21 protein-coding genes are annotated in these 23,332 nt (G+C 69.3%); 19 read left to right on the top strand and 2 right to left on the bottom strand.

The window, feature by feature from the left end; all coding sequences use genetic code 11:
* Positions 1–154: 154 nt before the first annotated feature.
* From ACGFNV_RS01845 to ACGFNV_RS01815, 7 genes are all read left to right on the top strand, one after another.
* Entirely contained in the window at positions 155–904 is a 750-nt protein-coding gene (locus ACGFNV_RS01845; protein ID WP_393618569.1) for a FadR/GntR family transcriptional regulator, read from the top strand.
* A 44-nt stretch (positions 905–948) separates the two neighbouring features.
* The gene (locus ACGFNV_RS01840) at positions 949–1,689 is read left to right on the top strand and encodes a cache domain-containing protein (RefSeq protein WP_393618568.1); all 741 of its coding nucleotides are present in this window, start codon (positions 949–951) and stop codon (positions 1,687–1,689) included.
* Positions 1,690–2,582: 893 nt separating this feature from the next.
* Positions 2,583–3,587 carry a sugar ABC transporter substrate-binding protein gene (locus tag ACGFNV_RS01835; RefSeq protein WP_393618567.1) on the top strand — a complete coding sequence of 335 codons (1,005 nt, stop codon included), beginning with the start codon at positions 2,583–2,585 and terminating at the stop codon, positions 3,585–3,587.
* A complete protein-coding gene (locus ACGFNV_RS01830; protein WP_393618566.1) occupies positions 3,587–4,663 on the top strand; it encodes an ABC transporter permease in 1,077 nt (358 codons plus the stop codon). Before ACGFNV_RS01835 ends, ACGFNV_RS01830 begins: the two co-directional genes overlap by 1 nt.
* Before the next feature lie 5 nt (positions 4,664–4,668).
* On the top strand, positions 4,669–5,586 hold the full coding sequence (locus ACGFNV_RS01825; RefSeq protein WP_393618565.1) for an ATP-binding cassette domain-containing protein: 918 nt from the start codon (positions 4,669–4,671) through the stop codon (positions 5,584–5,586).
* Between the two features lie 130 nt (positions 5,587–5,716).
* A complete protein-coding gene (locus ACGFNV_RS01820; protein ID WP_393618564.1) occupies positions 5,717–6,715 on the top strand; it encodes a Gfo/Idh/MocA family oxidoreductase in 999 nt (332 codons plus the stop codon).
* A 2-nt stretch (positions 6,716–6,717) separates the two neighbouring features.
* A complete protein-coding gene (locus tag ACGFNV_RS01815) occupies positions 6,718–7,803 on the top strand; it encodes a Gfo/Idh/MocA family protein (protein WP_393618562.1) in 1,086 nt (361 codons plus the stop codon).
* A 13-nt stretch (positions 7,804–7,816) separates the two neighbouring features.
* On the opposite strand, the gene ACGFNV_RS01810 is transcribed toward ACGFNV_RS01815, so the two are convergent.
* Positions 7,817–8,812, bottom strand: coding sequence for a LacI family DNA-binding transcriptional regulator (locus ACGFNV_RS01810; protein WP_393619971.1), 996 nt, complete (start codon positions 8,810–8,812; stop codon positions 7,817–7,819).
* A 225-nt stretch (positions 8,813–9,037) separates the two neighbouring features.
* Here ACGFNV_RS01810 and iolC point away from each other — a divergent pair, with 225 nt between their 5' ends.
* The 9 genes from iolC to ACGFNV_RS01765 all read left to right on the top strand — a co-directional run bounded on the left by iolC (position 9,038) and on the right by ACGFNV_RS01765 (position 19,457).
* Entirely contained in the window at positions 9,038–9,991 is a 954-nt protein-coding gene (iolC, locus tag ACGFNV_RS01805) for a 5-dehydro-2-deoxygluconokinase (protein ID WP_393618560.1), read from the top strand.
* Between the two features lie 70 nt (positions 9,992–10,061).
* Positions 10,062–10,853: an aldolase gene (locus ACGFNV_RS01800; RefSeq protein WP_393619969.1), complete on the top strand. Its 792-nt coding sequence runs from the start codon at positions 10,062–10,064 to the stop codon at positions 10,851–10,853.
* The gene (gene iolB, locus ACGFNV_RS01795; protein ID WP_393618558.1) at positions 10,850–11,725 is read left to right on the top strand and encodes a 5-deoxy-glucuronate isomerase; all 876 of its coding nucleotides are present in this window, start codon (positions 10,850–10,852) and stop codon (positions 11,723–11,725) included. The genes ACGFNV_RS01800 and iolB overlap by 4 nt, the downstream gene beginning before the upstream one ends.
* On the top strand, positions 11,722–13,605 hold the full coding sequence (gene iolD / locus ACGFNV_RS01790) for a 3D-(3,5/4)-trihydroxycyclohexane-1,2-dione acylhydrolase (decyclizing) (protein ID WP_393618556.1): 1,884 nt from the start codon (positions 11,722–11,724) through the stop codon (positions 13,603–13,605). The genes iolB and iolD overlap by 4 nt, the downstream gene beginning before the upstream one ends.
* A gap of 30 nt (positions 13,606–13,635) precedes the next feature.
* Positions 13,636–15,132: a CoA-acylating methylmalonate-semialdehyde dehydrogenase gene (locus ACGFNV_RS01785; RefSeq protein ID WP_393618554.1), complete on the top strand. Its 1,497-nt coding sequence runs from the start codon at positions 13,636–13,638 to the stop codon at positions 15,130–15,132.
* A gap of 29 nt (positions 15,133–15,161) precedes the next feature.
* A complete protein-coding gene (locus ACGFNV_RS01780) occupies positions 15,162–16,112 on the top strand; it encodes a TIM barrel protein (RefSeq protein ID WP_393618552.1) in 951 nt (316 codons plus the stop codon).
* Between the two features lie 9 nt (positions 16,113–16,121).
* Positions 16,122–17,549 (top strand): sugar porter family MFS transporter, encoded by a 1,428-nt coding sequence (locus ACGFNV_RS01775; protein WP_393618550.1) that lies wholly within the window; start codon positions 16,122–16,124, stop codon positions 17,547–17,549.
* Positions 17,550–17,571: 22 nt separating this feature from the next.
* Positions 17,572–18,588 (top strand): Gfo/Idh/MocA family oxidoreductase, encoded by a 1,017-nt coding sequence (locus tag ACGFNV_RS01770; protein ID WP_393618548.1) that lies wholly within the window; start codon positions 17,572–17,574, stop codon positions 18,586–18,588.
* Positions 18,585–19,457: a sugar phosphate isomerase/epimerase family protein gene (locus ACGFNV_RS01765; protein ID WP_393618546.1), complete on the top strand. Its 873-nt coding sequence runs from the start codon at positions 18,585–18,587 to the stop codon at positions 19,455–19,457. The genes ACGFNV_RS01770 and ACGFNV_RS01765 overlap by 4 nt, the downstream gene beginning before the upstream one ends.
* Positions 19,458–19,569: 112 nt before the next feature.
* Here the strand turns inward: ACGFNV_RS01765 and ACGFNV_RS01760 are convergent, their stop codons facing one another.
* Positions 19,570–20,160: a helix-turn-helix transcriptional regulator gene (locus ACGFNV_RS01760; RefSeq protein WP_393618545.1), complete on the bottom strand. Its 591-nt coding sequence runs from the start codon at positions 20,158–20,160 to the stop codon at positions 19,570–19,572.
* 960 nt (positions 20,161–21,120) lie between these two features.
* On the opposite strand from ACGFNV_RS01760, the gene ACGFNV_RS01755 reads away from it, so the two are divergent.
* The 3 genes from ACGFNV_RS01755 to ACGFNV_RS01745 are packed head-to-tail and all read left to right on the top strand — an operon-like array spanning position 21,121 to position 23,293.
* Positions 21,121–22,194 carry a Rieske 2Fe-2S domain-containing protein gene (locus tag ACGFNV_RS01755; protein ID WP_393618543.1) on the top strand — a complete coding sequence of 358 codons (1,074 nt, stop codon included), beginning with the start codon at positions 21,121–21,123 and terminating at the stop codon, positions 22,192–22,194.
* Positions 22,191–22,361: a hypothetical protein gene (locus tag ACGFNV_RS01750; protein WP_393618541.1), complete on the top strand. Its 171-nt coding sequence runs from the start codon at positions 22,191–22,193 to the stop codon at positions 22,359–22,361. The genes ACGFNV_RS01755 and ACGFNV_RS01750 overlap by 4 nt, the downstream gene beginning before the upstream one ends.
* Positions 22,358–23,293 carry a PDR/VanB family oxidoreductase gene (locus tag ACGFNV_RS01745; RefSeq protein WP_393618539.1) on the top strand — a complete coding sequence of 312 codons (936 nt, stop codon included), beginning with the start codon at positions 22,358–22,360 and terminating at the stop codon, positions 23,291–23,293. Before ACGFNV_RS01750 ends, ACGFNV_RS01745 begins: the two co-directional genes overlap by 4 nt.
* Positions 23,294–23,332 lie beyond the last annotated feature (39 nt).

Here is a 23,332-nt window from a genome sequence, read left to right as displayed (position 1 = left end):
TGCAGGGGCCGTGGGGGAGGCCGACGAGGACCGGTGGTGTCCGGCGGGTCGAGTGCGCGAAAACCTACTACATTGAAGTTAAAAGGACAACGGTTTGACTGATAGCCTTGGGACGATCTCTCGTTTACGGATCTGGGACGTCTGAGGAGGGGCCGTGGTGGCAGTGGACGGCCGCTCACCGGTGATGAGCGCCGCCTTCGCGCCCCTGGGCGACTCCGGCCGGGCGGACATGGTGGTCCGCCGGATCGCCGAAGCGGTCACCATCGGGCTGATGGCCGACGGAGAGCAGCTCCCCAGTGAGAGCGACCTCGCCTGCCAGCTCGGTGTCGCCAACGGCACCGTCCGCGAGGCCCTGGCCATCCTGCGGGAGCAGGGACTCGTGGAGACCCGGCGCGGACGCAACGGCGGAAGCTTCATCCGCAGCCCGGAGGCGGGCCTGACCAGGATCCACCAGGCCCGCCTGAGGGAACTGGGCATCTCGGAGCTGCGCGATCTCGGCGACGAGCAGTTCGCCGTCTCGGGCACTGCGGCCCGTTTCGCCGCCGAACGTGCCCCCTCGGACCTGGCGAAGAGCCTGGACCGCCTGGTCACGGCCCTGCGCAAGGCTGAGTCCCCCGCCGAACGGCGCAAGGCCGACGCCCGCTTCCACATCGAGGTGGCCGTCGCCGCGCAGTCCGTCCGGCTGACGCGGCTGGAGGTCCGGCTGCAGGCGGAGCTCGGGCCGCTGTTGTGGCTACCGGGGGGCGACGGGCCCGACGCGTCGGCCTTCGCCGACCAGCATCACGAGATCCTGGTGGCCATCATCGCCGGAGACGCGACCGAGGCGCGCCGTCTCGCCGAGGAACATACCGTCGCCGGCGCTCGCCATCTGGTACGTACACACCTGCGGTTGACCGATGCCTGACCCCGTGGTGCACCCCACGCCACCCTCCTTGACGGAGCACAGTGATGACCAGCACCCCAGCCACCGGCATCGTCCAGTGCAGTGATTCCATCCAGGACGCGGTGGAATCCGTCTTCTCGGCGCTGACCGTCCTGGAGACCGAAGCGCGCGAACGTCTGAGCGCGGTCGGCCGCAAGCGCACGAATCCCGGGACGAGCGACCTCGCCGCCCTGCGGCCCACGATCCAGGACCTGCTGCGCGAGCAGGGCGACAGGTTCAACGGAACGGGTGTCGTCATGGCGCCCGACGCGCTCGCCGACGCCGCCTTCCATCTCGAGTGGTGGCAGCGGACCGCGGACCAGGGCTCCCGGCCCCTGCGGCTGAACCTGGATCCGCGGAGCGAAACTTTCTACGACTACACCCTCAAGCCGTGGTTCGTGATCCCCCGCGAGGAGGGTCACGGCACGGTCATGGGGCCTTACGTCGACCTGCACTGCGCCGGCCTCTACATCCTGACGTTCACCCGGCCGTTGACGGTGCATGGGGAGTTCGTCGGCGTCGTCGGGGCCGACGTCCCGGTGGCCGCCTTCGAGCAGCTCGTCATCCCCTCGCTCAAGCATCTGGGCGGCGAAGCCGTGGTGATCACCGGCGAGGGACAGGTCCTGGCCGCCAACACACCCACGTGGGCCGTCGGAGAAATGGCACGCGAACTACTGAGCCATGGGACCCGAGCGGAGCGGGCAGCGGTGCGGGCACCGGAGGTCGACTGGAGCGTGATCCGCGTGAAGTCCCCGGCTGCCGACTGAGCGGTGGCTGGCATCGCCACGAAGTCGGGCTGACCGACCCGGGCTCGGAAACCGCGGACGGCGACGCGACCACACTGCGAGGCCCTGGCGCGCGCCCGCGCGGCACAGTCTGCCTTCGCGACTACGCGTGGCGGGAGCGGCGTCAGACCACCGGCCGGGCGGCCGGGACGGCCGGGTTCAGCCCTGCGTGCCGTCCGGCTCGCGCATCATGGGGCGCATGCTCCACGGCCCGAGGTCCCTCACTCGGCCGGTTCGGGAATGCATCACAAGATCTTCGGCGAGTTGGGCGCGCTCGTTCGGCGTCCCCAAACTGCGCAGAGCGGGCACGTGGTGGGGAGCCGGGGTTTTGTCCGCGGACTAACAGAAGCGGGGTGACCGTACGCAGCACCTTGTGTGACAGGGTCCGGTGGCTGATCTCACCGCCTCGACATGAGCCGGACAGACGCGCCGAATGACGCTACTTGGAGAGCACCGGACCTCGCCGACGAAGTCGCCCCCGGCTGCCTGCGGGATGCCACCGCCCTGCTGAACGCATGGGGTACTCGGCTCCCCGAGACGACCACCCGCATGGTCCCTGCCGCTCGCCCGGTGGCCGGATCCGCGGCTCAATTTCATTCGGGACACTTTGTTGGTACGTCCTGACATACCTGTTGACATCCCTGCGGAGCGGCTCCATAGTCTCTCCAACTAGAGCGCGCTACTAAAGCGCTCCAGTTGCTGAACAGGTGGTCACACCTACGACCGCCGCAGAAGAACGCGTCGCCACGCGCGACACATTCGCGCCATCCGCGCACCACGTCGCCTCTCGGTGATCAGGCATCGACCGCCGACGTCGGCCGCGCTTCTACTCATCACAGACTCCACCCCGACAAGCACAGCGAGGTGCCAGGGACATGCACAGAAACCACCGAGCCGCCGTTCTCACCGCTACCGTCCTCGCCGGAACCCTGCTAGCCGCCGGCTGTTCCAGCAGCTCGGGCGGAAAGAAGTCCGAGGAAGGCAACGCGGCCGCCTCGGCGGGCAAGGCCACTACCCCGCGCATGACGGTGGCCATGGTCACCCACGCCTCCCCCGGCGACACCTTCTGGGACCTGGTCCGCAAGGGCGCCCAGGCCGCGGCCGCCAAGGACAACGTCAAGCTCGTCTACTCCAGCGACCCCAACGCGGGCAACCAGGCCAACCTGGTGCAGAACGCCATCGACCAGAAGGTCGACGGCATCGCCCTGACCGCCGCCAAGCCCACCGCGATGAAGGACGTCGTGGCCAAGGCCAAGGCCGCCGGCATCCCCGTCGTCGGCTTCAACTCCGGCGTCGGCGACTGGCAGAAACTCGGCATGCTCGAATACTTCGGCCAGGACGAGAACATCGCCGGCCAGGCCTTCGGCCAACGCCTGAACCAGCTCGGCGCCAAGCACGCCCTGTGCGTCATCCAGGAGCAGGGGCAGGTCGCCCTGGAGGCCCGCTGCGCCGGCCTGAAGAAGGGCTTCAGCGGCAAGACCGACATCCTCTACGTCAACGGCACCGACATGCCGTCCGTGAAGTCGACGATCACCGCCAAGCTCAAGCAGGACTCCTCCATCGACCAGGTGGTCACCCTCGGCGCCCCGATCGCGCTGACGGCGATCCAGTCGTTGTCCGACGCCGGCAGCAAGGCCAAGCTCGCCACCTTCGACCTCAACAAGGACCTGGTGAAGGCCGTCCAGGACGGCAAGGTCGAGTTCGCCGTGGACCAGCAGCCGTATCTGCAGGGCTACCTCGCGGTCGACTCACTGTGGCTCTACAAGACCAACGGCAACTTCAGCGGCGGCAGCACCGCGCCCGTCCTCACCGGCCCGGCCTTCATTGACAAGACCAACGTCGACACCGTCGCCAAGTTCGCCGCGAACGGGACACGGTGATGAGCATGGCCCAGCATGCCGAGCCGGCGGTGAACACACCGCCGGCCCCCGGCCCGAAGGAAACCGACGGCCGGACCGTGCAACGTACCCTGCCGCTGAGGGCGCTGGCCCGGCCCGATGTGGGCGTCTTCCTCGGCGCCGCCGCCGTCTACGTGTTCTTCCTGATCTCGGCGCCGCCGGTGCGCGACGCCGGATCGATGGCGAACATCCTCTACCAGTCCTCGACCCTCGGCATCGTGACCGTCCCGGTCGCGCTGCTGATGATCGGCGGCGAGTTCGACCTGTCGGCCGGCGTCGCCGTGATCACCTCCGCCCTCACCGCGAGCATGCTCAGCTACCAGCTGACCATGAACGTCTGGGTCGGCGTGATCGCCGCCCTGGTCGTCTCCCTGGGCATCGGCTTCCTCAACGGCTGGCTCGTGGTCAAGACCGGGCTGCCCAGCTTCCTGGTCACCCTCGGATCCTTCCTGATCCTGCAGGGCGTGAACCTCGCGGTGACCAAGCTGGTCACCGGCAACGTCGCCACCGACGACATCAGCACCATGGACGGCTTCAACAGCGCCAAGAAGGTCTTCGCCTCCAGCTTCGACATCGGCGGCGTCCAGGTGAAGATCACCATCTTCTGGTGGCTGCTGTTCGCCGCGATCGCCACCTGGGTGCTCTTGCGCACCAAGTACGGCAACTGGACCTTCGCCGTCGGCGGCAACAAGGACTCCGCCCGCGCCGTCGGTGTCCCCGTGGCCTTCACCAAGATCTCCCTGTTCATGCTGGTCGGCTTCGGCGCCTGGTTCATCGGCATGCACCAGCTGTTCTCCTTCAACACCGTCCAGTCCGGCGAGGGCGTCGGCCAGGAACTGATCTACATCTCCGCCGCGGTCATCGGCGGCTGCCTGCTCACCGGCGGTGCCGGCTCGGCGATCGGCCCGGTCTTCGGCGCGTTCATGTTCGGCATGGTCCAGCAGGGCATCGTCTACGCCGGCTGGAACCCCGACTGGTTCAAGGCCTTCCTCGGCGTCATGCTGCTCGGCGCCGTCCTGATCAATCAGTGGGTCCAGCGCACAGCGACCCGAAGGTGACCCCTATGACGAACAACGCAAGCGGCACCCACGGTGCCGTCCTCACCGACACCGTCCCCGACGACGCCGACCGCCTGATCGTCCAACTGCGTAACGCCGGCAAGGCCTACGGCAACATCCGCGCCCTGCACGGCGTCGACCTCGCCGTGCGCCCCAGCCAGGTCACCTGCGTCCTGGGCGACAACGGCGCCGGCAAGTCCACCCTCATCAAAATCATCTCCGGCCTGCACCAGCACACCGAGGGCGAGTTCCTCGTCGACGGCGAACCGGTGCACTTCACCACCCCGCGCCAGGCCCTCGACCGCGGCATCGCCACCGTCTACCAGGACCTGGCCACGGTCCCGCTGATGCCGGTGTGGCGCAACTTCTTCCTCGGCTCCGAGATGACCAAGGGACCCTGGCCGATCCGCCGTCTCGACATCGAGAAGATGAAGAAGACCGCCGACCACGAGCTGCGCGAGATGGGCATCGTCCTGGACGACCTGGAACAGCCCATCGGCACGCTCTCCGGCGGCCAGCGCCAGTGCGTCGCGATCGCCCGCGCGGTCTACTTCGGCGCCCGCGTCCTGATCCTGGACGAGCCGACCGCCGCCCTGGGCGTCAAGCAGTCCGGTGTCGTGCTCAAGTACGTCGCCGCCGCCCGCGAGCGCGGCCTGGGCGTCATCTTCATCACCCACAACCCGCACCACGCCTACATGGTCGGCGACCACTTCAGCGTGTTGCGCCTGGGCACCATGGAACTGTCCGCCGAGCGCAGCCAGATCACGCTCGAGGAGCTGACCAACCACATGGCCGGCGGCACCGAACTCGCCGCCCTCAAACACGAGTTGTCCCAGGTACGCGGCGTCGAGGTCGAAGAACTCCCCGAGGAAGCAGACCTCACCGCACCCGTGGCGGCCACGGGCGAGGCGGCCGCGTCCTGACAACGGCGTACACGTCAACCGTCCACCCATGCCCGGTGGGCGTCCACGGTCCGGCCACAAGGCCGCCGCTCCCAGGACGCCTGGCCGAAGGCGCCCACCGACATCCAAGCGAACACGGGGAAAGCCCCGCATGAGCACCGTACGCATCGGAGTGATCGGCGCCGGCAACATGGGCGCCGATCATGTGAACACCCTGCACCGTCATGTCTCCGGGGCCGTGGTCACCATGGTCGCCGACATCGACGAGGAACGGGCCGCCACCGTCACGGACGCCGTACCCGGGGCGCGTGCGACCGATGACCCCTATGCCCTGATAGGCGATCCGGAGGTCGACGCCGTCGTCATCGCCTCGCACGACACCACCCACGCCGATCTGACCGTCGCGGCCGTACGGGCCGGAAAACCCGTGCTGTGCGAGAAGCCCCTCGCCCCCACACCGGCCGAATGTGTCCGTGTCGTACGAGAGGAGCGGCAGACGGGCGGGCGGCTGATCTCGCTGGGCTTCATGCGCCGCTTCGACCCCGCGTACACGGAGCTCAGGGATGCGATCGCGGACCGTGTCTGCGGGGCGCCGCTGCTGTTGCACTGTGTCAGCCGCGGGGTCTTCTCAGCTCCCGGTGCCACCGACGAACTCAGCATCACCGGGTCGGCCGTCCACGAGTTCGACACTGTGCCCTGGCTGCTCGACTCGGAAATCGACGAGGTGAGTTGGCACGCCACCCGCTCCACGAGCACGGCCACTGGCCTGCGCGACCCGCAACTGATGCTGCTGCGCACCGCCGACGGCGCGCTGACCACCGTCGAGGTGTTCCTCAACGCCGGTTACGGCTACGACATCCGCTGCGAGGTGGTGGGCGAGCGCGGCACCTTGGCCCTGGCTCACCCCGCGCGCGTCGTCACCGACTTCGCCCGCGCCCGTTCCCTCGGCTACCCGGCCGACTGGCGCCCCCGGTTCGCCGACGCCTACCGCCTCGAACTCCAGGCCTGGGCCGACGCGGTCGCCTCCGGCACGCCCTCTCCACTCGCGACCGCGGACGACGGGCTGGTGGCGGGCGCGGTGGCCGAGGCCGTCATCACGTCCATGAAGAACGGGGGCCGCAGCGTCGCCGTCCGGGTACCGGAGGTCTGAGCATGCCCGCCTTTCCCACCGCCCTTCCCGCCCCGCGCACTCCGGCCTCGATGGAAGCGCCCGTACTGCGCTGGGGTGTTCTGGGCACCGGCTGGATCGCCGAGCGCTTCATCGCCTCCGTGCAGCGCCACACCCGGCAGAGTTTCACGGCCGTCGCGTCGCGTGACGGCACCCGCGCAAAGGAGTTCGCGGGCCGCCACGGCATCCCGCACGCGTACGGCTCCTACGAGGAGCTGGCAGCTGCGGCGGACGTCGACGTCGTCTACGTTGCCACCGAGCACACCGCCCACCTCGACTGCGCCCGGATCTCCCTCACGGCCGGCAAGCACACGCTCGTGGAGAAGCCGCTCGCGCTCAACGCCCCCCAGGCCGCGGAGATCGCCCGACTGGCCACGGAGCGCGGCCTGTTCTGCGCCGAGGCGTTGTGGACCTTCTTCCTGCCCAGATTCGACGTCGTACGGCAGATCCTCGACGCCGGCGTCCTCGGTGGCATCCGCACCGTGCTGGCCGACCACGGCGAGCACTTCACGGGCGGCCACCGCATTCTCCGCCCTAACCTGGCCGGCGGCCCCCTCCTCGACCTGGGCACGTACCCGCTCTCCTTCGCCGTGTCGGTCCTCGGCGAGCCGGTGGAGCTACAGGCCTTCGCCCAGCCCCACCCCGCGGGCGTCAACGGCCAGACCGCCGCCCTCCTCCGCAACGCCGACGGCGGCCAGGGCATCGTCCACACCACGCTGTTCAGCGACACGCCCACCACGGCCACGGTCGCCGGAACCCACGCCACCCTGAGCCTGTCGGGCCCCTTCTACCAACCCGGCGAGGTGCTCCTCACCCCGGCGGGCGGCGGGAAACCGCTGTCGTACGGCGAAGCGCGCACCGCACACGACGCCCTGCACTTCGAGGCCGCGGAGGTGGCCCGATGCATCGGCGCCGGACGGCTCCAGACGCCGCTCCGGCCGCTGGACGACTCCGTGTCCACGCTCCGGGTGATGGACGAGATCCGCCGCCTGTGCGGCCTCACCTGGCCCGACGAGGACTCAGGAACGGTCTGGGCAGAGGCGGCACCCCGGCCTCGTACGACAGCCTGACCACTGCTGGGCATCAGCGCCTCGGCGGCGGCCCGCTGGTCCCCCGTACTACCAGCTTCGGCTCCACCACGGCCTCCCGCGGCTCGCGTTGAGGATCCTCCAGCCGTTCCACCGCGAACCGGACGGCATGCTCGGCCATGAGTCCCGCGTCCTGGCGGACGGTGGTCAGCCCGATCGGCATCAGGTGGGAGAGATGGCTGTCGTCATAACCGACCACGGACATGTCGCGCGGAACCTCGACGCCGGCGCGGGTCAGGGGCATCAACAGACCCATCGCGCTGCGGTCGTTGCCCGCGAGGACCGCCGTCGGCAGCGGCCGCCCCTCCTCGCGCTCCGTCAACAGCAGACGCCCGGTCTCGATGCCGGACTGCTCGGTGTGCTCGCCGGGGATGACGCGTTCCTCGGCCTCCAGGCCATGGCGGCGCATCGCTGCCCGGTAGGCGCGCCGGCGTTCGGCCGAGCCGGGGCCGCGGCCGCCGTCGATGTGCACGATCCTGCGGTGTCCCAGCTCCACGAGGTGGTCCATCGCCTGGCGCACCCCCTTGGCCTCGGCGGAATGCACAAAGTCCACGTGTGCGTGCGGGACCCTGCGGCTGACGGAGACGGCGACCGTGCGGCGTCCCAGCTCGTCCAGGAAGTCGGGTTCGGCGAAGGAGCCGAGCAGGATCACCGCCTCGCAGCGGTGGCTGAGCAGCGCCTCGACGGTCTTCTCCTCGCTGCGGCCCGCAGTGGCGCCGGAGAGCAGGACCTCGTAGCCGAGGCGCTCGGCCTCGGGGTAGATCCCTTCGATGAGGTTGGTGTGGAAGGTCTGTTGGACGGTGAACATCACGCCGAGCGTGCGGCTGCGGCCACGCGCCAGCAGCCGGGCCGCGCTGTCGGGCCGGTAGCCGATCTCGTCGGCGACCCGCAGCACCCGCTGCCGGGTCTCCTCGCTCGCGCCCGGCTGATTGCGGAACACGATCGAGACGAGCGCCCGCGAGACGCCCGCCTTCTCGGCGACGTCCGCCATCGTGGGCCGCTGCTTGCCCGATGCATCCACCGTGAATCCGCCCTCCGACGCCGCCCACCCTAGCGGTGATCAAGAAATCTTCTGGCAACAACCTATTGACATGACATTTGGACTGGGGTCATCGTACTCGCACTAGAGCGCGCTAGTAGAGCGCGGCAGGAATTCTTCCGCGACAGCTCCCCGGAGTCCTCACCGGCGTCTCCGGAACGAAGGGAAACCAGCGTTATGCCGTTCGAAGTGCTGACCATGGGCCGCGTGGGAGTGGATGTGTATCCGCTCCAGACGGGCGTGGGGCTGGCCGAGGTCACCTCGTTCGGCAAGTACCTGGGCGGCAGCCCCACCAATGTCGCGGTGGCCGCGGCGCGATACGGCCGGACGGCCGCGGTGATCACGAAGACCGGGCGGGACCCGTTCGGCGACTTCGTGCGCACCGCACTGGCCGGCTACGGCGTCGACAGCAGCTTCGTCGGTACGTCGGACATCGCGCCCACGCCGGTGACGTTCTGCGAGATCTTCCCGCCGGACGACTTCCCGCTGTACTTCTACCGCCTGCCCAAGGCGCCCGACCTGGACATCGCCGCCGGTGAGCTGGACCTGGGCGCGGTACGGGACGCGGCGGTCTTCTGGATGACGGGGACCGGCCTGAGCGAGGAGCCCAGCCGCTCGGCCACCCTGGCCGCGCTGGAGCACCGGGCGAAGGCGGGCACGACCGTGTTCGACCTGGACTGGCGGCCGATGTTCTGGGCCGACCCTGCCCGGGCGCGGACGTACTACGCCGAGGCGCTGCGGCACAGCACGGTGGCAGTCGGCAACCTCGACGAGTGCGAGGTCGCCACCGGCGAGCGCGAACCCTCGGCGGCGGCGAAGGCGCTGCTGGCCGCCGGTGTGGAGTTGGCAGTGGTCAAGCAGGGCCCGAAGGGCGTACTCGCCGTGGACCGGAGCGGCGCGGTCGCCGAGATCCCCCCGGTGCCGGTCGACGTGGTCAACGGCCTCGGCGCCGGTGACGCGTTCGGCGGGGCCCTGTGCCACGGCCTGCTCTCCGGCTGGGACACCCGCCGCACGGTGTCCTTCGCCAACGCCGCCGGCGCCATCGTCGCCGGCCGACTGTCCTGCTCGGACGCCATGCCGACCGAGGCCGAAGTCAACACCAAGCTCGATGAGGTGACCCGTGCAGTCTGAGAAGCTGAGCCGGATCGTGTCCGCCCGCGTGGGCGACCCCGGCGCCATCGCGGCCGCCGCCGCCCGCCGCATGCCGGCCACCTCGCTGCTGGGCAAGCACGGCAGGGCGATGATCATCGCGGCCGACCATCCGGCACGGGGCGCCAACGGCGTCGGCTCCGACCCGACCGCCATGGCCGACCGCTTCGAGCTCCTCGACCGGCTGTGTGTCGCCCTGGAACGCCCGGGTGTGACGGGCGTGTTGGCCACCGCCGACATTCTCGAGGACCTTCTGCTGCTCGGCGTTCTCGACGGCAAGAGCGTCTTCGGTTCCATGAACCGGGCCGGGCTCGCGGGTTCGGTGTTCGAGATCGACGACCGGTTCACCGGCTACGACGCCGAGACCATCGCCGCGATGGGCTTCGACGGCGGCAAGATGCTCACCCGCATCGCCCTCGACGACCCGGCCACCCCGGCCGCCCTGTCCGAGACCGCGCGTGCGGTCAATGAGCTCAATGACCGTCGGCTCATCGCGATGGTCGAGCCGTTCATGTCGGCATGGCAGGACGGCAGGATCCGCAACGACCTGTCGACGGACGCCGTCGTCAAGTCCGTCACGATCGCGTCCGGGCTGGGCCGACGTACCGCCTACACCTGGCTCAAGCTCCCGGTCGTCGCCGACATGGAGCGCGTCCTGGCCTCCTCGACCCTCCCGGCGCTGCTGCTGGGTGGTGAGGTGACCGACCCGGAGGCGGCGTTCGCGTCCTGGGGCAGGGCGCTCAAGCAGCCCACCGCGCAGGGTCTGGTCGTGGGCCGTTCCCTGCTCTATCCGGCCGGCGGCGACGTGGCCGGAGCCGTCGACAAGGCGGTGAGCCTGCTGTGAGCAACAAGTACCACCTGCCCAGGGGCACTTCGGCCGACGGGCCCTACGACGTCCTGGTCACGCCCGAGTCGGCGGGCTGGGGATACTCCGGCCTCCGGATCCTGCCTCAGAAGCCGGGCGAGGCACACGCCCTGTCCACCGGAGACTCCGAGTTCCTGGTCCTGCCGCTGACCGGCTCCTGCACCGTCACCACGGACGCCAGGACCTTCGAACTCGAAGGCAGGACCGGCGTGTTCGCCTCGGTCACCGACTTCGCCTATCTGCCTCCCGAGTCGGAGGCCCTGATCAGCAGCGCGCAGGGAGGTCTGTTCGCGCTGCCCTCCGCCCGTACCGAGCGGAGCTCACTCTCCGCTCGGTACGGGCCCAAGGAGGACGTCCCTGTCGAGCTGCGCGGCGCGGGCGCCTGCTCACGGCAGGTCAACAACTACTGCCTGCCCGGCACCTTCGAGGCCGACCAGCTGCTGGTGTGCGAGGTCCTCACACCCGGCGGCAACTGGTCGTCGTATCCGCCGCACAAGCACGACGAGGCGCGGCCGGGCGTGGAGTCGGAGCTGGAGGAGATCTACTACTTCGAGGTCGCGGGCGACGGGAACGGCTTCGGCTACCAGCGGGTGTACGGCACCGCCGAGCGGCCCATCGACGTGCTCGCCGAGGTCCGATCCGGCGACACCGTCCTCATCCCCCACGGCTGGCACGGCCCGTCCATCGCCGCTCCCGGCTACGACCTCTACTACCTCAACGTCATGGCCGGCCCCGGCCAGGACCGCGCCTGGCTGATCTGCGACGACCCCGCCCACGGCTGGGTCCGCACCACCTGGGAGTCCCAGGACATCGACGACCGGCTCCCCTTCGAAGGACTCACGCAGCGATGAACACCGTCCGACTCACCACCGCGCAGGCCCTGGTGCGTTTCCTGGCGGCCCAGTACAGCGAGCGCGACGGCCAGGAGCAGCGGCTCATCCCCGGGGTGTGGGGCATCTTCGGGCACGGCAACGTCGCCGGCATCGGCCAGGCCCTCCTGCAGGCCGCCACCACCGGCGAGGCCGACATGCCCTACTACCTGGCCCGCAACGAACAGGGCATGGTGCACGCCTCGGTCGCCTACGCCAAGATGCGCGACCGGCTGGCGACCTTCGCCTGCACCGCGTCGACCGGCCCGGGCTCGACGAACATGATCACGGGTGCGGCGCTGGCCACCACCAACCGGCTGCCGGTGCTGCTGCTGCCCTCGGACATGTTCGCCACCCGCGCCGCCGACCCGGTGCTGCAACAGCTGGAGGACACCCGCGGCGGCGACGTCACCGTCAACGACGCCTTCCGCGCAGTGTCGAAGTACTTCGACCGCGTCTCGCGCCCCGAGCAGCTGATCCCGGCCGCGCTGGCCGCGATGCGGGTTTTCACCGACCCGGTCGAGACCGGGGCCGTCACCCTCGCGCTGCCGCAGGACGTACAGGCCGAGGCCCACGACTGGCCCCTCTCCTTCTTCCGGCGGCGGGTGTGGCACGTGGGCCGCCCGGTCCCGGAGCCGGCCGCCGTCGAGCGGGCCGCCCGCCTGCTGCGCGGCGCCCGCAAGCCGCTCATCGTGGCCGGTGGCGGTGCCGTGTACTCCGGCGCGGAGACCGCCCTGCGGGCGTTCGCCGGGGCCACTGGCATCCCCGTCGCCGACACCCACGCCGGCAAGGGCGCCGTCCCCTGGGACCACCCCTACGCCGTCGGCGGCATCGGCTCAACGGGGTCGTACGCCGCGGATGAGCTCGCGAAGGAAGCCGACGTCGTCCTCGGCATCGGCACCCGCTACTCCGACTTCACCACCGCCAGCCACACCGTCTTCGCCAACCCGGACGTCACCTTCGTCAATCTCAACGTCGCACGCCTGGACGCCGTCAAGCACTCCGCCGAGCCGCTGGTCGCCGACGCCCGCCTCGGCATCCAGGCCCTCGCCGCAGCACTGGACGACTGGCAAGTCGAGGATTCCTACCGCCGCCATACGCGCCAACTCATAGCCCGCACCCGGGAGATCGAGGAGGAATGCTTCGCGCCCGACCGCAACACCGGCGAACTGCCCGCACAGACCCAGATCCTTGGCGCCCTCAACGACGTCCTGGACGACCGCGCCGTGGTCATCAACGCGGCCGGCTCCATGCCCGGCGACCTGCAACAGCTGTGGCGGGCCCGGGACCCCAAGGCCTACCACGTCGAATACGCCTACTCCTGCATGGGCTACGAGGTCGCCGCCGGCGTCGGCGCCAAGATGGCCGACCCCACCCGCGAGGTCGTCGTCCTGATCGGCGACGGCTCGTACCTGATGATGGCTCAGGAGATCGTGACCATGGTCTCCGAAGGCCTGAAGGTCATCATCGTCCTCGTCCAGAACCACGGCTTCGCCTCCATCGGCGCCCTGTCCGAGTCGCTCGGATCACAGCGGTTCGGCACCAAGTACCGCTACCGCGACGGCGATTCAGGACAGCTCGACGGCGACGTGCTCCCCGTCGACCTCGCCGCCAACGCCGCATCGCTCGGCGCCGACGTCCTCCACGCCGCCACCCTCGAGGAGTTCCGCACCGCGATGGAGAAGGCCAAGGCGTCGAGCCGCACCACCCTCGTCCACGTCGAGACCGACCTCTACGGGCCCAACCCGCCCGGCCACGGCTGGTGGGACGTCCCGGTCAGCGAGGTCTCCGCCCTCGACACCACCCAGGCCGCCTACGAGACCTACGCCGCCCACAAGCAGACCCAGCGCCACTACCTGTAAGACCCCGTCCCCGCAAAGGAAACCCGCACCGTGAAGACCATCGAGCACTGGATCAACGGCTCCCTCACCCCGGGCTCCGCCTCCGACACCCAGCCGGTGTTCAACCCGGCCACCGGACTGGAGCAGGCCCAGGTCGTCCTCGGCGGCGCCACCGACGTCGACACGGCGGTCCAGGCAGCCTCCCGCGCCTTCGAGACCTGGTCGGAGTCCTCCCTCACCCAGCGCACCCAGGTCATGTTCAACTTCCGCCAGCTCCTCGTCGACCACGAGGAAGAACTCGGCCGGATCATCTCCGCCGAACACGGCAAGACCATCGACGACGCCCGCGGCGAGATCACCCGCGGCCGTGAGGTCGTGGAGTTCGCCTGCGGCCTCGGCGACGTCCTCAAGGGCAGCTTCTCCGACCAGGTGTCGCGTGGCGTGGACGTGCACAACTTCCGCCAGCCGCTGGGTGTGGTGGCGGGCATCACCCCCTTCAACTTCCCGGCCATGGTGCCGCTGTGGATGCACCCCGTCGCCATCGCCACCGGCAACACCTTCATCCTCAAGCCCTCCGAACGCGACCCCTCGGCCGCGATCTTCGTCGCCGAGCTGTACAAGAGGGCAGGTCTCCCGGACGGCGCCTTCAACGTCGTGCACGGCGGCAAGGACGCGGTCGACGCCATCCTCACCCACCCCGGCATCGAGGCCGTCTCCTTCGTCGGATCGACACCGATCGCCAAGTACGTCCACGAGCAGGCCACTTCGCACGGCAAGCGGGTCCAGGCCCTCGGCGGCGCCAAGAACCACGCCGTCGTCCTCCCGGACGCGGACCTGGAGTTCGCCGCGAACCACATCACGGCCGGCGCCTACGGCTCCGCCGGCGAACGCTGCATGGCCGTCTCCGTGGCCGTCGCCGTCGGCGACGCCGCGGACGGGCTGGTCGAGGTCCTGGAGCGCAAGGCCCGCGAGGTCAAGGTCGGCCCCGGCGACCGGCCCGGCACGGAGATGGGCCCGCTGGTCACCAAGGCCGCACAGGAACGTGTCGAGAACGCCGTCGGCACCGCCGCCGTACAGGGCGCCACGGTCGTCGTCGACGGACGCGGGCTGAAGGTCGACGGCCACGAGGAGGGCTTCTTCACCGGCCCGTCCCTGCTCGACCACGTCACCGCCGAGATGGACGCCTACAAGGAGGAGCTGTTCGGGCCGGTCCTGGCCATCGTGCGCGCCAAGTCCCTCGACGAAGCGATCGCGCTGATCAACGCCAACCCCTACGGCAACGGCACCGCCCTGTTCACCGCCTCCGGCGAGGCCGCCCGCCGATTCCAGCGCAACATCCACGTCGGCATGATCGGCATCAACGTCCCCGTGCCCGTCCCGATGTCCTACTACTCCTTCGGTGGCTGGAAGGACTCCCTCATCGGCGACTCCCCCATCCACGGCCCCGAAGGCATCCGCTTCTACACCCGCCCCAAGGTCGTCACCACCCGCTGGCCCCAGCAAACCCAACACGTCGCCGCCGGCTTCAACTTCCCCACCTCCAACTGACCCCCGTCCCTCTCCCCAAAGGACACGCCATGGCAACGGCGCCATCCCCGCTCCGCACCACCGCCGGCAACCTGTGCCTGGGCTCCGCCCCCGACTCCTGGGGCATCTGGTTCCCCGAGGACGAGCACCAGGTGTTGTACACCCGCTTCCTCGACGAGCTGGCCGCGGCCGGGTACCAGTGGCTGGAGCTCGGACCGTACGGCTATCTCCCCACCGACCCGCAGCGGTTGAAGGCCGAACTGGATGCCCGGGGGCTCCAGGTCTCCGGCGGCACCGCCTTCGGCGCACTGCACCGGCCGGAAGCCTGGGACGACATGCTCGCCCACGTCCGCCAGGTCGCCACGCTGACGGCTGCCGCGGGCGCCCACCATCTGGTCCTGATCCCGCCGATGTACCGGGACGAGAAGAGCGGCGCGTTCACGGAGTCGCCGGAGCTGACCGCCGAGCAGTGGGCCGGCTTCGGCAAGGCCGCCGACCGGCTCGGCAAGCTGCTCCTCGACGAGTACGACGTACGCCTCGTCATCCACCCGCACGCCGACAGCCACATCCAGACCCAGCCGGAGATCGAGCGGCTGCTGAACGAGTCGGACTCGCGCTACACCAACCTCTGCCTGGACACCGGGCACGTGGCCTACGGCGGCGGTGACAACCTCGATCTGATCCGCCGCTTCGGCGAGCGCGTCGGCTACGTGCACATCAAGCAGATGGATCCCGAGGTGCTGGCCCAAGTGGCTGCCGAGGACCTGTCGTTCGGCGAGGCCGTCAAGCGCGGAGTATGTGTGTCGCCCCCGGCCGGTGTGCCGAACCCGGCCGATGTGGTGGCCGAACTGGCCAAGCTGGACGCCGAGTTGTTCGTGATCGTCGAGCAGGACCTGTACCCGTGCGCTCCCGAGGTGCCACTGCCCATCGCGGTCAACACGCGTGAGCACCTGGCCGGCCTCGGCCTCACCGGAACCGCTCGCCCGAACCTGGACCGATAGGAGGCGGCCATGGACGTCAGGGACGACACGACCACGGCTCCGGTCACCTCGGTCACGGACCACGCCCCTGCGGCGGTCTCCCGCCGGCTCCGGCTCATCACCGTCATCGCCACCTTCGGCGGGCTGCTCTTCGGCTACGACACCGGCGTCATCAACGGCGCCCTGCCCTACATGACCGACGACCTCGGCCTGACCGCGGTCACCGAGGGCATGGTCACCAGCTCGCTGCTCCTCGGCGCGGCGCTGGGCGCGATCACCGGCGGCCGACTGTCGGACGCGCGCGGACGGCGCCGTACGATCCTCACCCTCGCCGTGATCTTCTTCGTCGGTGCGCTGGGCTGCACGCTCGCGCCGAACGTCGCGGTCATGGTGGTGGCCCGGTTCGTGCTCGGCCTCGCGGTCGGCGGCGCCTCGGTGACCGTGCCCGTCTACCTCGCGGAGGTCTCTCCCGCCGAGCGGCGCGGCGCACTGGTCACCCGTAACGAACTGATGATCGTCAGCGGGCAGTTGCTGGCCTTCACCTCCAACGCGATCATCGCCCAGGTCGGCGGCGAGTCCGGCGGGGTATGGCGCTGGATGCTCGTGCTCGCCACGATCCCGGCCGTGGTGCTGTGGTTCGGCATGCTGGTCATGCCCGAGAGCCCGCGCTGGCTGGCCTCCCAGACCCGCTTCACCGAGGCTCTCGACGTGCTCAAGCAGGTGCGCTCCCAGCAGCGGGCCGAGGCCGAGCTCGCCGAGGTCTCCGCGCTCGCGGTCAAGGAGGAGCAGGAGAAGCTCGGCGGCTGGCAGGACATGAGGTCCACGCCGTGGCTGCGCAAGCTGATGTTCATCGGCTTCGGCATCGCCATCGTGCAGCAGATCACCGGCGTCAACACGATCATGTACTACGGCACCCAGATCCTCACCGACGCCGGGTTCACGGCTGACAGCGCGCTGACCGCGAACATCGCCAACGGTGTCATTTCGGTGCTGGCCACCTTCGTCGGTATCTGGCTGCTGGGTCGCGTGGCCCGCCGACCGATGTTGATGAGCGGTCAGATCGGTACGACCGCAGCCCTTTTGCTGATCGGCGTGTTCTCGCTGGCGCTGCCGTCCGGCGACGGCCGTGCGTATGCCGTGCTCGCGATGACGGTCACCTTCCTCGCCTTCCAGCAGGGCGCGATCTCCCCGGTGACCTGGCTGATGCTCTCGGAGATCTTCCCGATGCGCATGCGCGGCTTCGGGATGGGCGTCGCGGCCGTGGTGCTGTGGCTGACCAACTTCGTCATCGGCCTGGTCTTCCCGTCCCTGGTCTCCGGGATCGGGATCTCCAACACATTCTTCCTGTTCGTGGTGGCGGGGATCTTCTCACTCACCTTCGTCAAGCTCTACGTCCCCGAGACCAAGGGCCGCACCCTCGAAACCCTGGAAGCCGAACTCCGGGCGCGCTTCTCCTAGTTCTCCCTTTGAAGGAATGACCATGACTGTACGTGTAGGAGTCATCGGAGCCGGCTGGATCGGCCACGAGCACATCCGACGCCTCACCGAGACCATCACCGGCGCCCGTGTCACCGCCGTCACCGATATCGACTCCGCCCGCGCCGCGGAGGCGGCGGCGCCGGTCGGCGCCCGGGTGCTGCCCGACGGCGCGGCCGTGGTCGCGGCCGACGACGTCGACGCGGTTCTCGTGACCTCCTGGGGCCCGACCCACGCCGAGCACGTCCTGAACGCCATCGCCGCCGGCAAGCCGGTCTTCTGCGAGAAGCCGCTCGCCACCACCGCAGAGGACTGTCTGAAGATCATCGAGGCCGAGACGGCACACGGCCGCCGCCTGGTCCAGGTCGGTTTCATGCGCCGCTACGACGCCGGCTACCGGCAGATGAAGCAGGTCATCGGCTCCGGCCGCATCGGCGAGCCGCTGATCGTGCACTGCGCCCACCGCAACCCGACGGTCCCGGAGTCGTACACCTCGGCGATGGCCGCCCTGGACACGGCGGTGCACGAGGTGGACGTGCTGCGCTGGCTGCTCGACGACGAGATCATCTCCACCCAGGTGATCACCCCGCGCGCCACCAGCAAGCGGTTCGCCCACCTCAAGGACCCGCAGATCATGCTCTTCGAGACCGCCAAGGGCGTCCGGATCGACCTGGAGGTCTTCGTCAACTGCCAGTACGGCTACGACATCCAGTGCGAGGCCGTCGGCGAGGAGGGGCTGGTCCGGCTGCCCGACCCGGCCACAGTCGGCCTGCGCAGCGCCGGCCAGCACAGCACGGAGGTGCTGACGGACTGGGTGGGGCGCTTCGCGGACGCCTTCGACACGGAGTTCCGCGAGTGGATCGCCAACCTGGCGGCCGGCAACGAGCCCACAGGCCCGTCGGCCTGGGACGGCTACGCCGCCACCGTCATCACCGCCGCGACGGTCGAGGCCCTGGAGTCAGGCCACGTCGTCGCCACCGACCTCAAGCCCCGCCCCGCACTCTACGGAGGTGCCGCATGAAGATCGCCCTCGACCCGTACATGTTCCGCGCCCTGCCCATCGACGCCATGGTGCGCACGGTCGCCGAACTCGGCTACGAATACATCGAGTTGTCGCCCCGCGACGACTTCATGCCGTTCTTCCTGCACCCGCGTGCGGACGACGAGCGCATCGCCGAGCTGAAGAACTCCCTGCGCACGCACGGCGTCATACTCTCCTCCGTGCTGCCCCTGTACAAGTGGTCCTCGCCCGACGAGACCGAGCGGCAGGCCGCAGTCCGCTACTGGAAGCGGATGATCGAGATCACCGCGGATCTCGAATGTCCGCTGATGAACTCGGAGTTCAACGGTCGCCCCGAGCGTGCCGCCGAGAGCGAGGCCGCGTTCTGGAACTCGCTGGAGGAGCTGCTGCCACTGTTCGAACGCGAGGGCATCGCGCTCAACCTGGAGGCCCACCCCGACGACTTCTGCGAGGAGAACACCCCGGCCGTCGACCTCGTCCGCGCCATCAACAAACCGTGGGTGAACTACCTCTACTGCGCACCGCACTCCTTCCACCTCTCCGGGGCGGACCCCACGGCGGACATCGCGGCGATGATGCGCTACGCCGGGGACAAGCTGCAGCATGTGCACATCGCGGACTCCTTCAACCACAAGGGCTCCAGCGGCCTGCGCTACATCCTCAATCCGCCCGGCACCCCGGCCCGTATCCACCAACATCTCGACATCGGCCAGGGCGAGGTCGACTGGGACGCCTTTTTCGGCACGCTGCGCGAACTGAACTTCGACGGCGTCGCCACGGCCTGCGTCTTCGCCTGGGAGGAACGCGCCAAGGAGTCCTCGGCCTTCATGCTCGACCGCATCACCAAAGAACTCGCGGCCTACCGGTAGTTCGTTCAATCCGGCGGTGGTGCGCGTTGACGACGGGGCGGGCTGGTCGTAGGCCGGTGGTAAAAGTCAACTGCTCCGCTGCGGGCTGGAGATGACCGCTAGCTGTTGTGGGTCAGGACGTTGGTGACGGCGCATAGTGGTGGGCAAGGTTGGTGGCGAGGTCGCGGAGGTGAGCCCTGGCTTCGATGGGGCCGTGCACAGTGATGGCGCTCCCGAACGGCAGTAGTGCTCGCACGTCGTCCAGACGCAGGAAGCCGATCGTTACCTTGTGGCCGGTGGCGGATTCTTCATGGTCGTCCGGGACGAGTCGTTGGCCAAAGATCCGTTGCGCTCGCTCGATCTGGGTCTGGTCGAGGGTGGCGCTGACCTCTATCGCGTGCTCGTGTTCCCACTGATCAATGAGCGCTGCAGCGACGGTGGCCAGGGTCTGGTTCTCGCGGATCCGTCGTGGCTGGTCGACTTCTTTCCACGTCGTGATCCGTTCGCGTCGGTACATCCGTGGCGCTCGGGCACAGTCGGCGACGAGGTACCAGATGCCGGCCTTGGCCAACAGCCCGTAGGGATCCACGATCAGGTCGCGCGGGCATGACTCGCGTGGGCTGTCGTACTCGATCCGTAGGCGGCGACCTCGCCGCACTGGGCCGATCAGCGAAGCCGGAGTCGTGCCGGAAGCTCGTGCCTGACGCCAGGGGCGGCTGTCCACGTGCACTACGTCGGTGAGCGGCAGGAGATACGGCTTCTGAGCGCCACTCAAGGGGCCTCGCGGACCCATGAACTCGTCGAGGTACCAAAATTTTCCAGTTCGGCGTTGGTGACGGCGAGCCGACCGAGGGTGTGCTGATGTCGGCGCCGAGGAATGGCAGTTCTGGTGGTGTACCGGATGTTGCGAGAGCGCCGGCTGCCGCGCGAGGCGGCGGGGCCTCTGCCACATGGCCCGACCACCGCGCGGCTCCTGGACGGCCCCTGAAACGCTCGGCAGGTCGGTTTCGGCCAGGAACCATCAATCCCGGGCCGTCACACATCAGAGCCGTCCCGCCCGAAGACATTTCCGCAGGACGTGATCACGAAAGGCGACCGCCGCCAGCAGCGAAGAATCCGCTGGTCAGCCCCCGCCCCTGGCAGCCGACCACCGCCACTCAGTGCCTCTTCAGCGGCTCATCGGCCCGACTGCTCGCCGCGCCACCCCCATCCGCAAGGCGAACCAGCACGCGACCTCACACCACCCTGACCAGCGGCAACACGCTCAACAGCCTGAAAGGGTGCGGATTCGACCCGGATTCGCCCCGAGGGCCCCAGGCTCCCAAACGAACAGTAGTTGACCTGCAGTGATGCTGATTCTTGCCGCTGTACCGAGCATCCGTCGACAGAGGAGTATCACAATTGAAACTAAGTGGACATTATTGGGCGATTAACGCCACGCCGTGAGTAGTCGCACTCGCCGTCGCCGCATGCGGCTCCCCCGAGCGCGAACCGAATGGGCGCACCACGCGGCACTCCACTCTGGCGACCAGGGGCTGACAGAACAAGGCTCCGACCAGCCTCTTTACAGAAGTCCTTCCGCCTGGCAGAAGCCGTCTTGCCGAGCCGATGCAAGCCTCACGACCCTGATTCCAACCACGGCACGCGGGGCGAGGACGCCTCGCCGACAGGGACGGGAACTGCCATGCCGCACATCACCGCTTTTGCCAGGAACCAGTGGTACGTCGCCGCCTACAGCCACGAGGTCGGGCGCGAGGAACTGCTCGGACGGACCATCCTCGGTGAGCCGCTCGTCTTCTACCGGACCGAGGAGGACGGGACGCCCGTCGCCCTGCACGACCGCTGTGTGCACCGCCGGTTCCCGCTGCACGAGAAGCCCAGCCGGCTGGACGGCGACCGGCTCGTGTGCGGCTACCACGGCTTCACGTACGACACGACCGGGACGTGCGTGTACGTGCCGGGGCAGAAACGCGTCCCGCGCACCGCCCGTGTCGCCTCCTACCCGGTCGTCGAGCAGGACTCCCTGGTGTGGGTGTGGATCGGCGACCCGGCGCTCGCCGACCCGCAGGCCATCCCGCGCGCCCGCCACCTCGATGCCCCGGGCTGGACCACCGTGCGGGGCATGGAGCCGATCGACGCCGACTACGGGCTCCTCGTGGACAACCTCCTCGACCTGTCCCACGAGACGTACCTGCACGGCGGCTACATCGGCACGCCCGAGGTCGCCGAGACGCCGATCACCACCGAGGTGGACGAGGGCGCGGGGATCGTGCGGGTGAGCCGGCACATGGACGACGCCGAGTGCCCGCCGTTCTACGCCCGTTCGACCGGCATCGAGGGCCGGATCACGCGCTGGCAGGACATCGAGTACCACGCGCCGTGCCTGTATCTGCTGCACAGCCGGATCGCCCCGGTGGGCGTGCTGCCCGAGGCGGACGGCAGTGACCCGAACGGCTTCCACACCGAGATCACGTACGCGATCACGCCGTCCGCGGACGGCAAGGTGTACGACTTCTGGATGGTCTCCCGGGACTGGGCGACGGACGACGACGAGGTCACGGAGTTCCTGCGGGGCAACAACCACACCGTCGTCATGCAGGACGTCGACGCGCTCAACCTGCTGCAGAAGACGCTCGGCACCGAGCGCACCGGCTACCAGGAGCTGAGCATCAACATCGACACCGGTGGCCTCGCCGCCCGCCGTATCCTCGCCCGTCTGGTCGAGGAGGGCGACAAGCCCGTGGAGAAGGTCCTGTGACCAGCCCGACCGGCGAGATCTACCGCATCGACTGGCTGCCGGGCACGGACGTCCTGCACGGCACCTGTCACTGCGGCCGCGAGCACACCTCGCAGGACCCGATCGAGATGTGGGAGTGGATGCTCGCCCACCCCCAGGGACACGAGCCGCAGGGAACCAGCTCATGAGCGTGTACGAAGCCGAACTCGTCGTCGACGGCAAGGAGTTCGCGGCCGAGGGCGTGCTCGCCCTCACCCTGCGCCACCCGCTGGGTGAGCCGCTCCCGGCCTGGGAGCCGGGCGCCCACATCGATGTCGTCCTCGGGCCTGACCTGGAGCGGCAGTACTCGCTGTGCGGCGACCCGGCGGACCGCGACGCCTGGCGGATCGCCGTGCTGCGGGAGCCGGAGGGGCGCGGCGGATCGGCGTACGTACACGGGCAGTTGGGGCAGGGCGACAAGGTGCGGGTGCGCGGTCCGCGCAACCACTTCGCCCTGCGGCCCGCGTCCCGCTACCGCTTCGTGGCGGGCGGCATCGGCATCACCCCGATCCTGCCGATGCTGGCGGCCGCGGAGGCGGCGGGCGCCGAGTGGACCCTCCTCTACGGCGGCCGTACCCGTGAATCCATGGCGTTCGTCGAGGAATTGGAGCGCTACGGGGACCGGGTCACCGTCGCCCCGCAGGACGAGACCGGTCTGCTGGACCTCCCCTCCGTGCTGGACGCGCTGCCCGACGGCACCCTCGTCTACTGCTGCGGGCCGGGCGCCCTGCTCGACGCGGTGGAGGAGCGGTGCCCGGCCGGGGCCCTGCACATCGAACGGTTCCAGCCCAAGGAGCAACAGAGCGGCGAGGACACCGAGTTCGAGGTCGAGCTCGCACAGAGCGGCCGCACACTCACCGTACAGCCCGGCGTCTCCGTACTGGACACCGTGCGCGAGGCCGGCGTCGAGGTGCTGTTCTCCTGCACCGAGGGCACCTGCGGCACCTGTGAGACGGACGTCCTCGACGGCACCCCGGACCACCGGGACTCCGTGCTGACGGACGAGGAACGGGAAGCCGGCGAGACCATGATGATCTGCGTGTCCCGGTGCCGGGGGAAGCGGCTCGTGCTCGATCTGTGAACCGCCGAGGCGGGTCACCACAGGGCACATGGCTTCCCG

Origin of the sequence: Streptomyces sp. NPDC048751 (genome assembly GCF_043198595.1) — a bacterium.
GTDB lineage: Bacteria > Actinomycetota > Actinomycetes > Streptomycetales > Streptomycetaceae > Streptomyces.
This window is presented reverse-complemented; position numbering and strand designations above follow the sequence as displayed.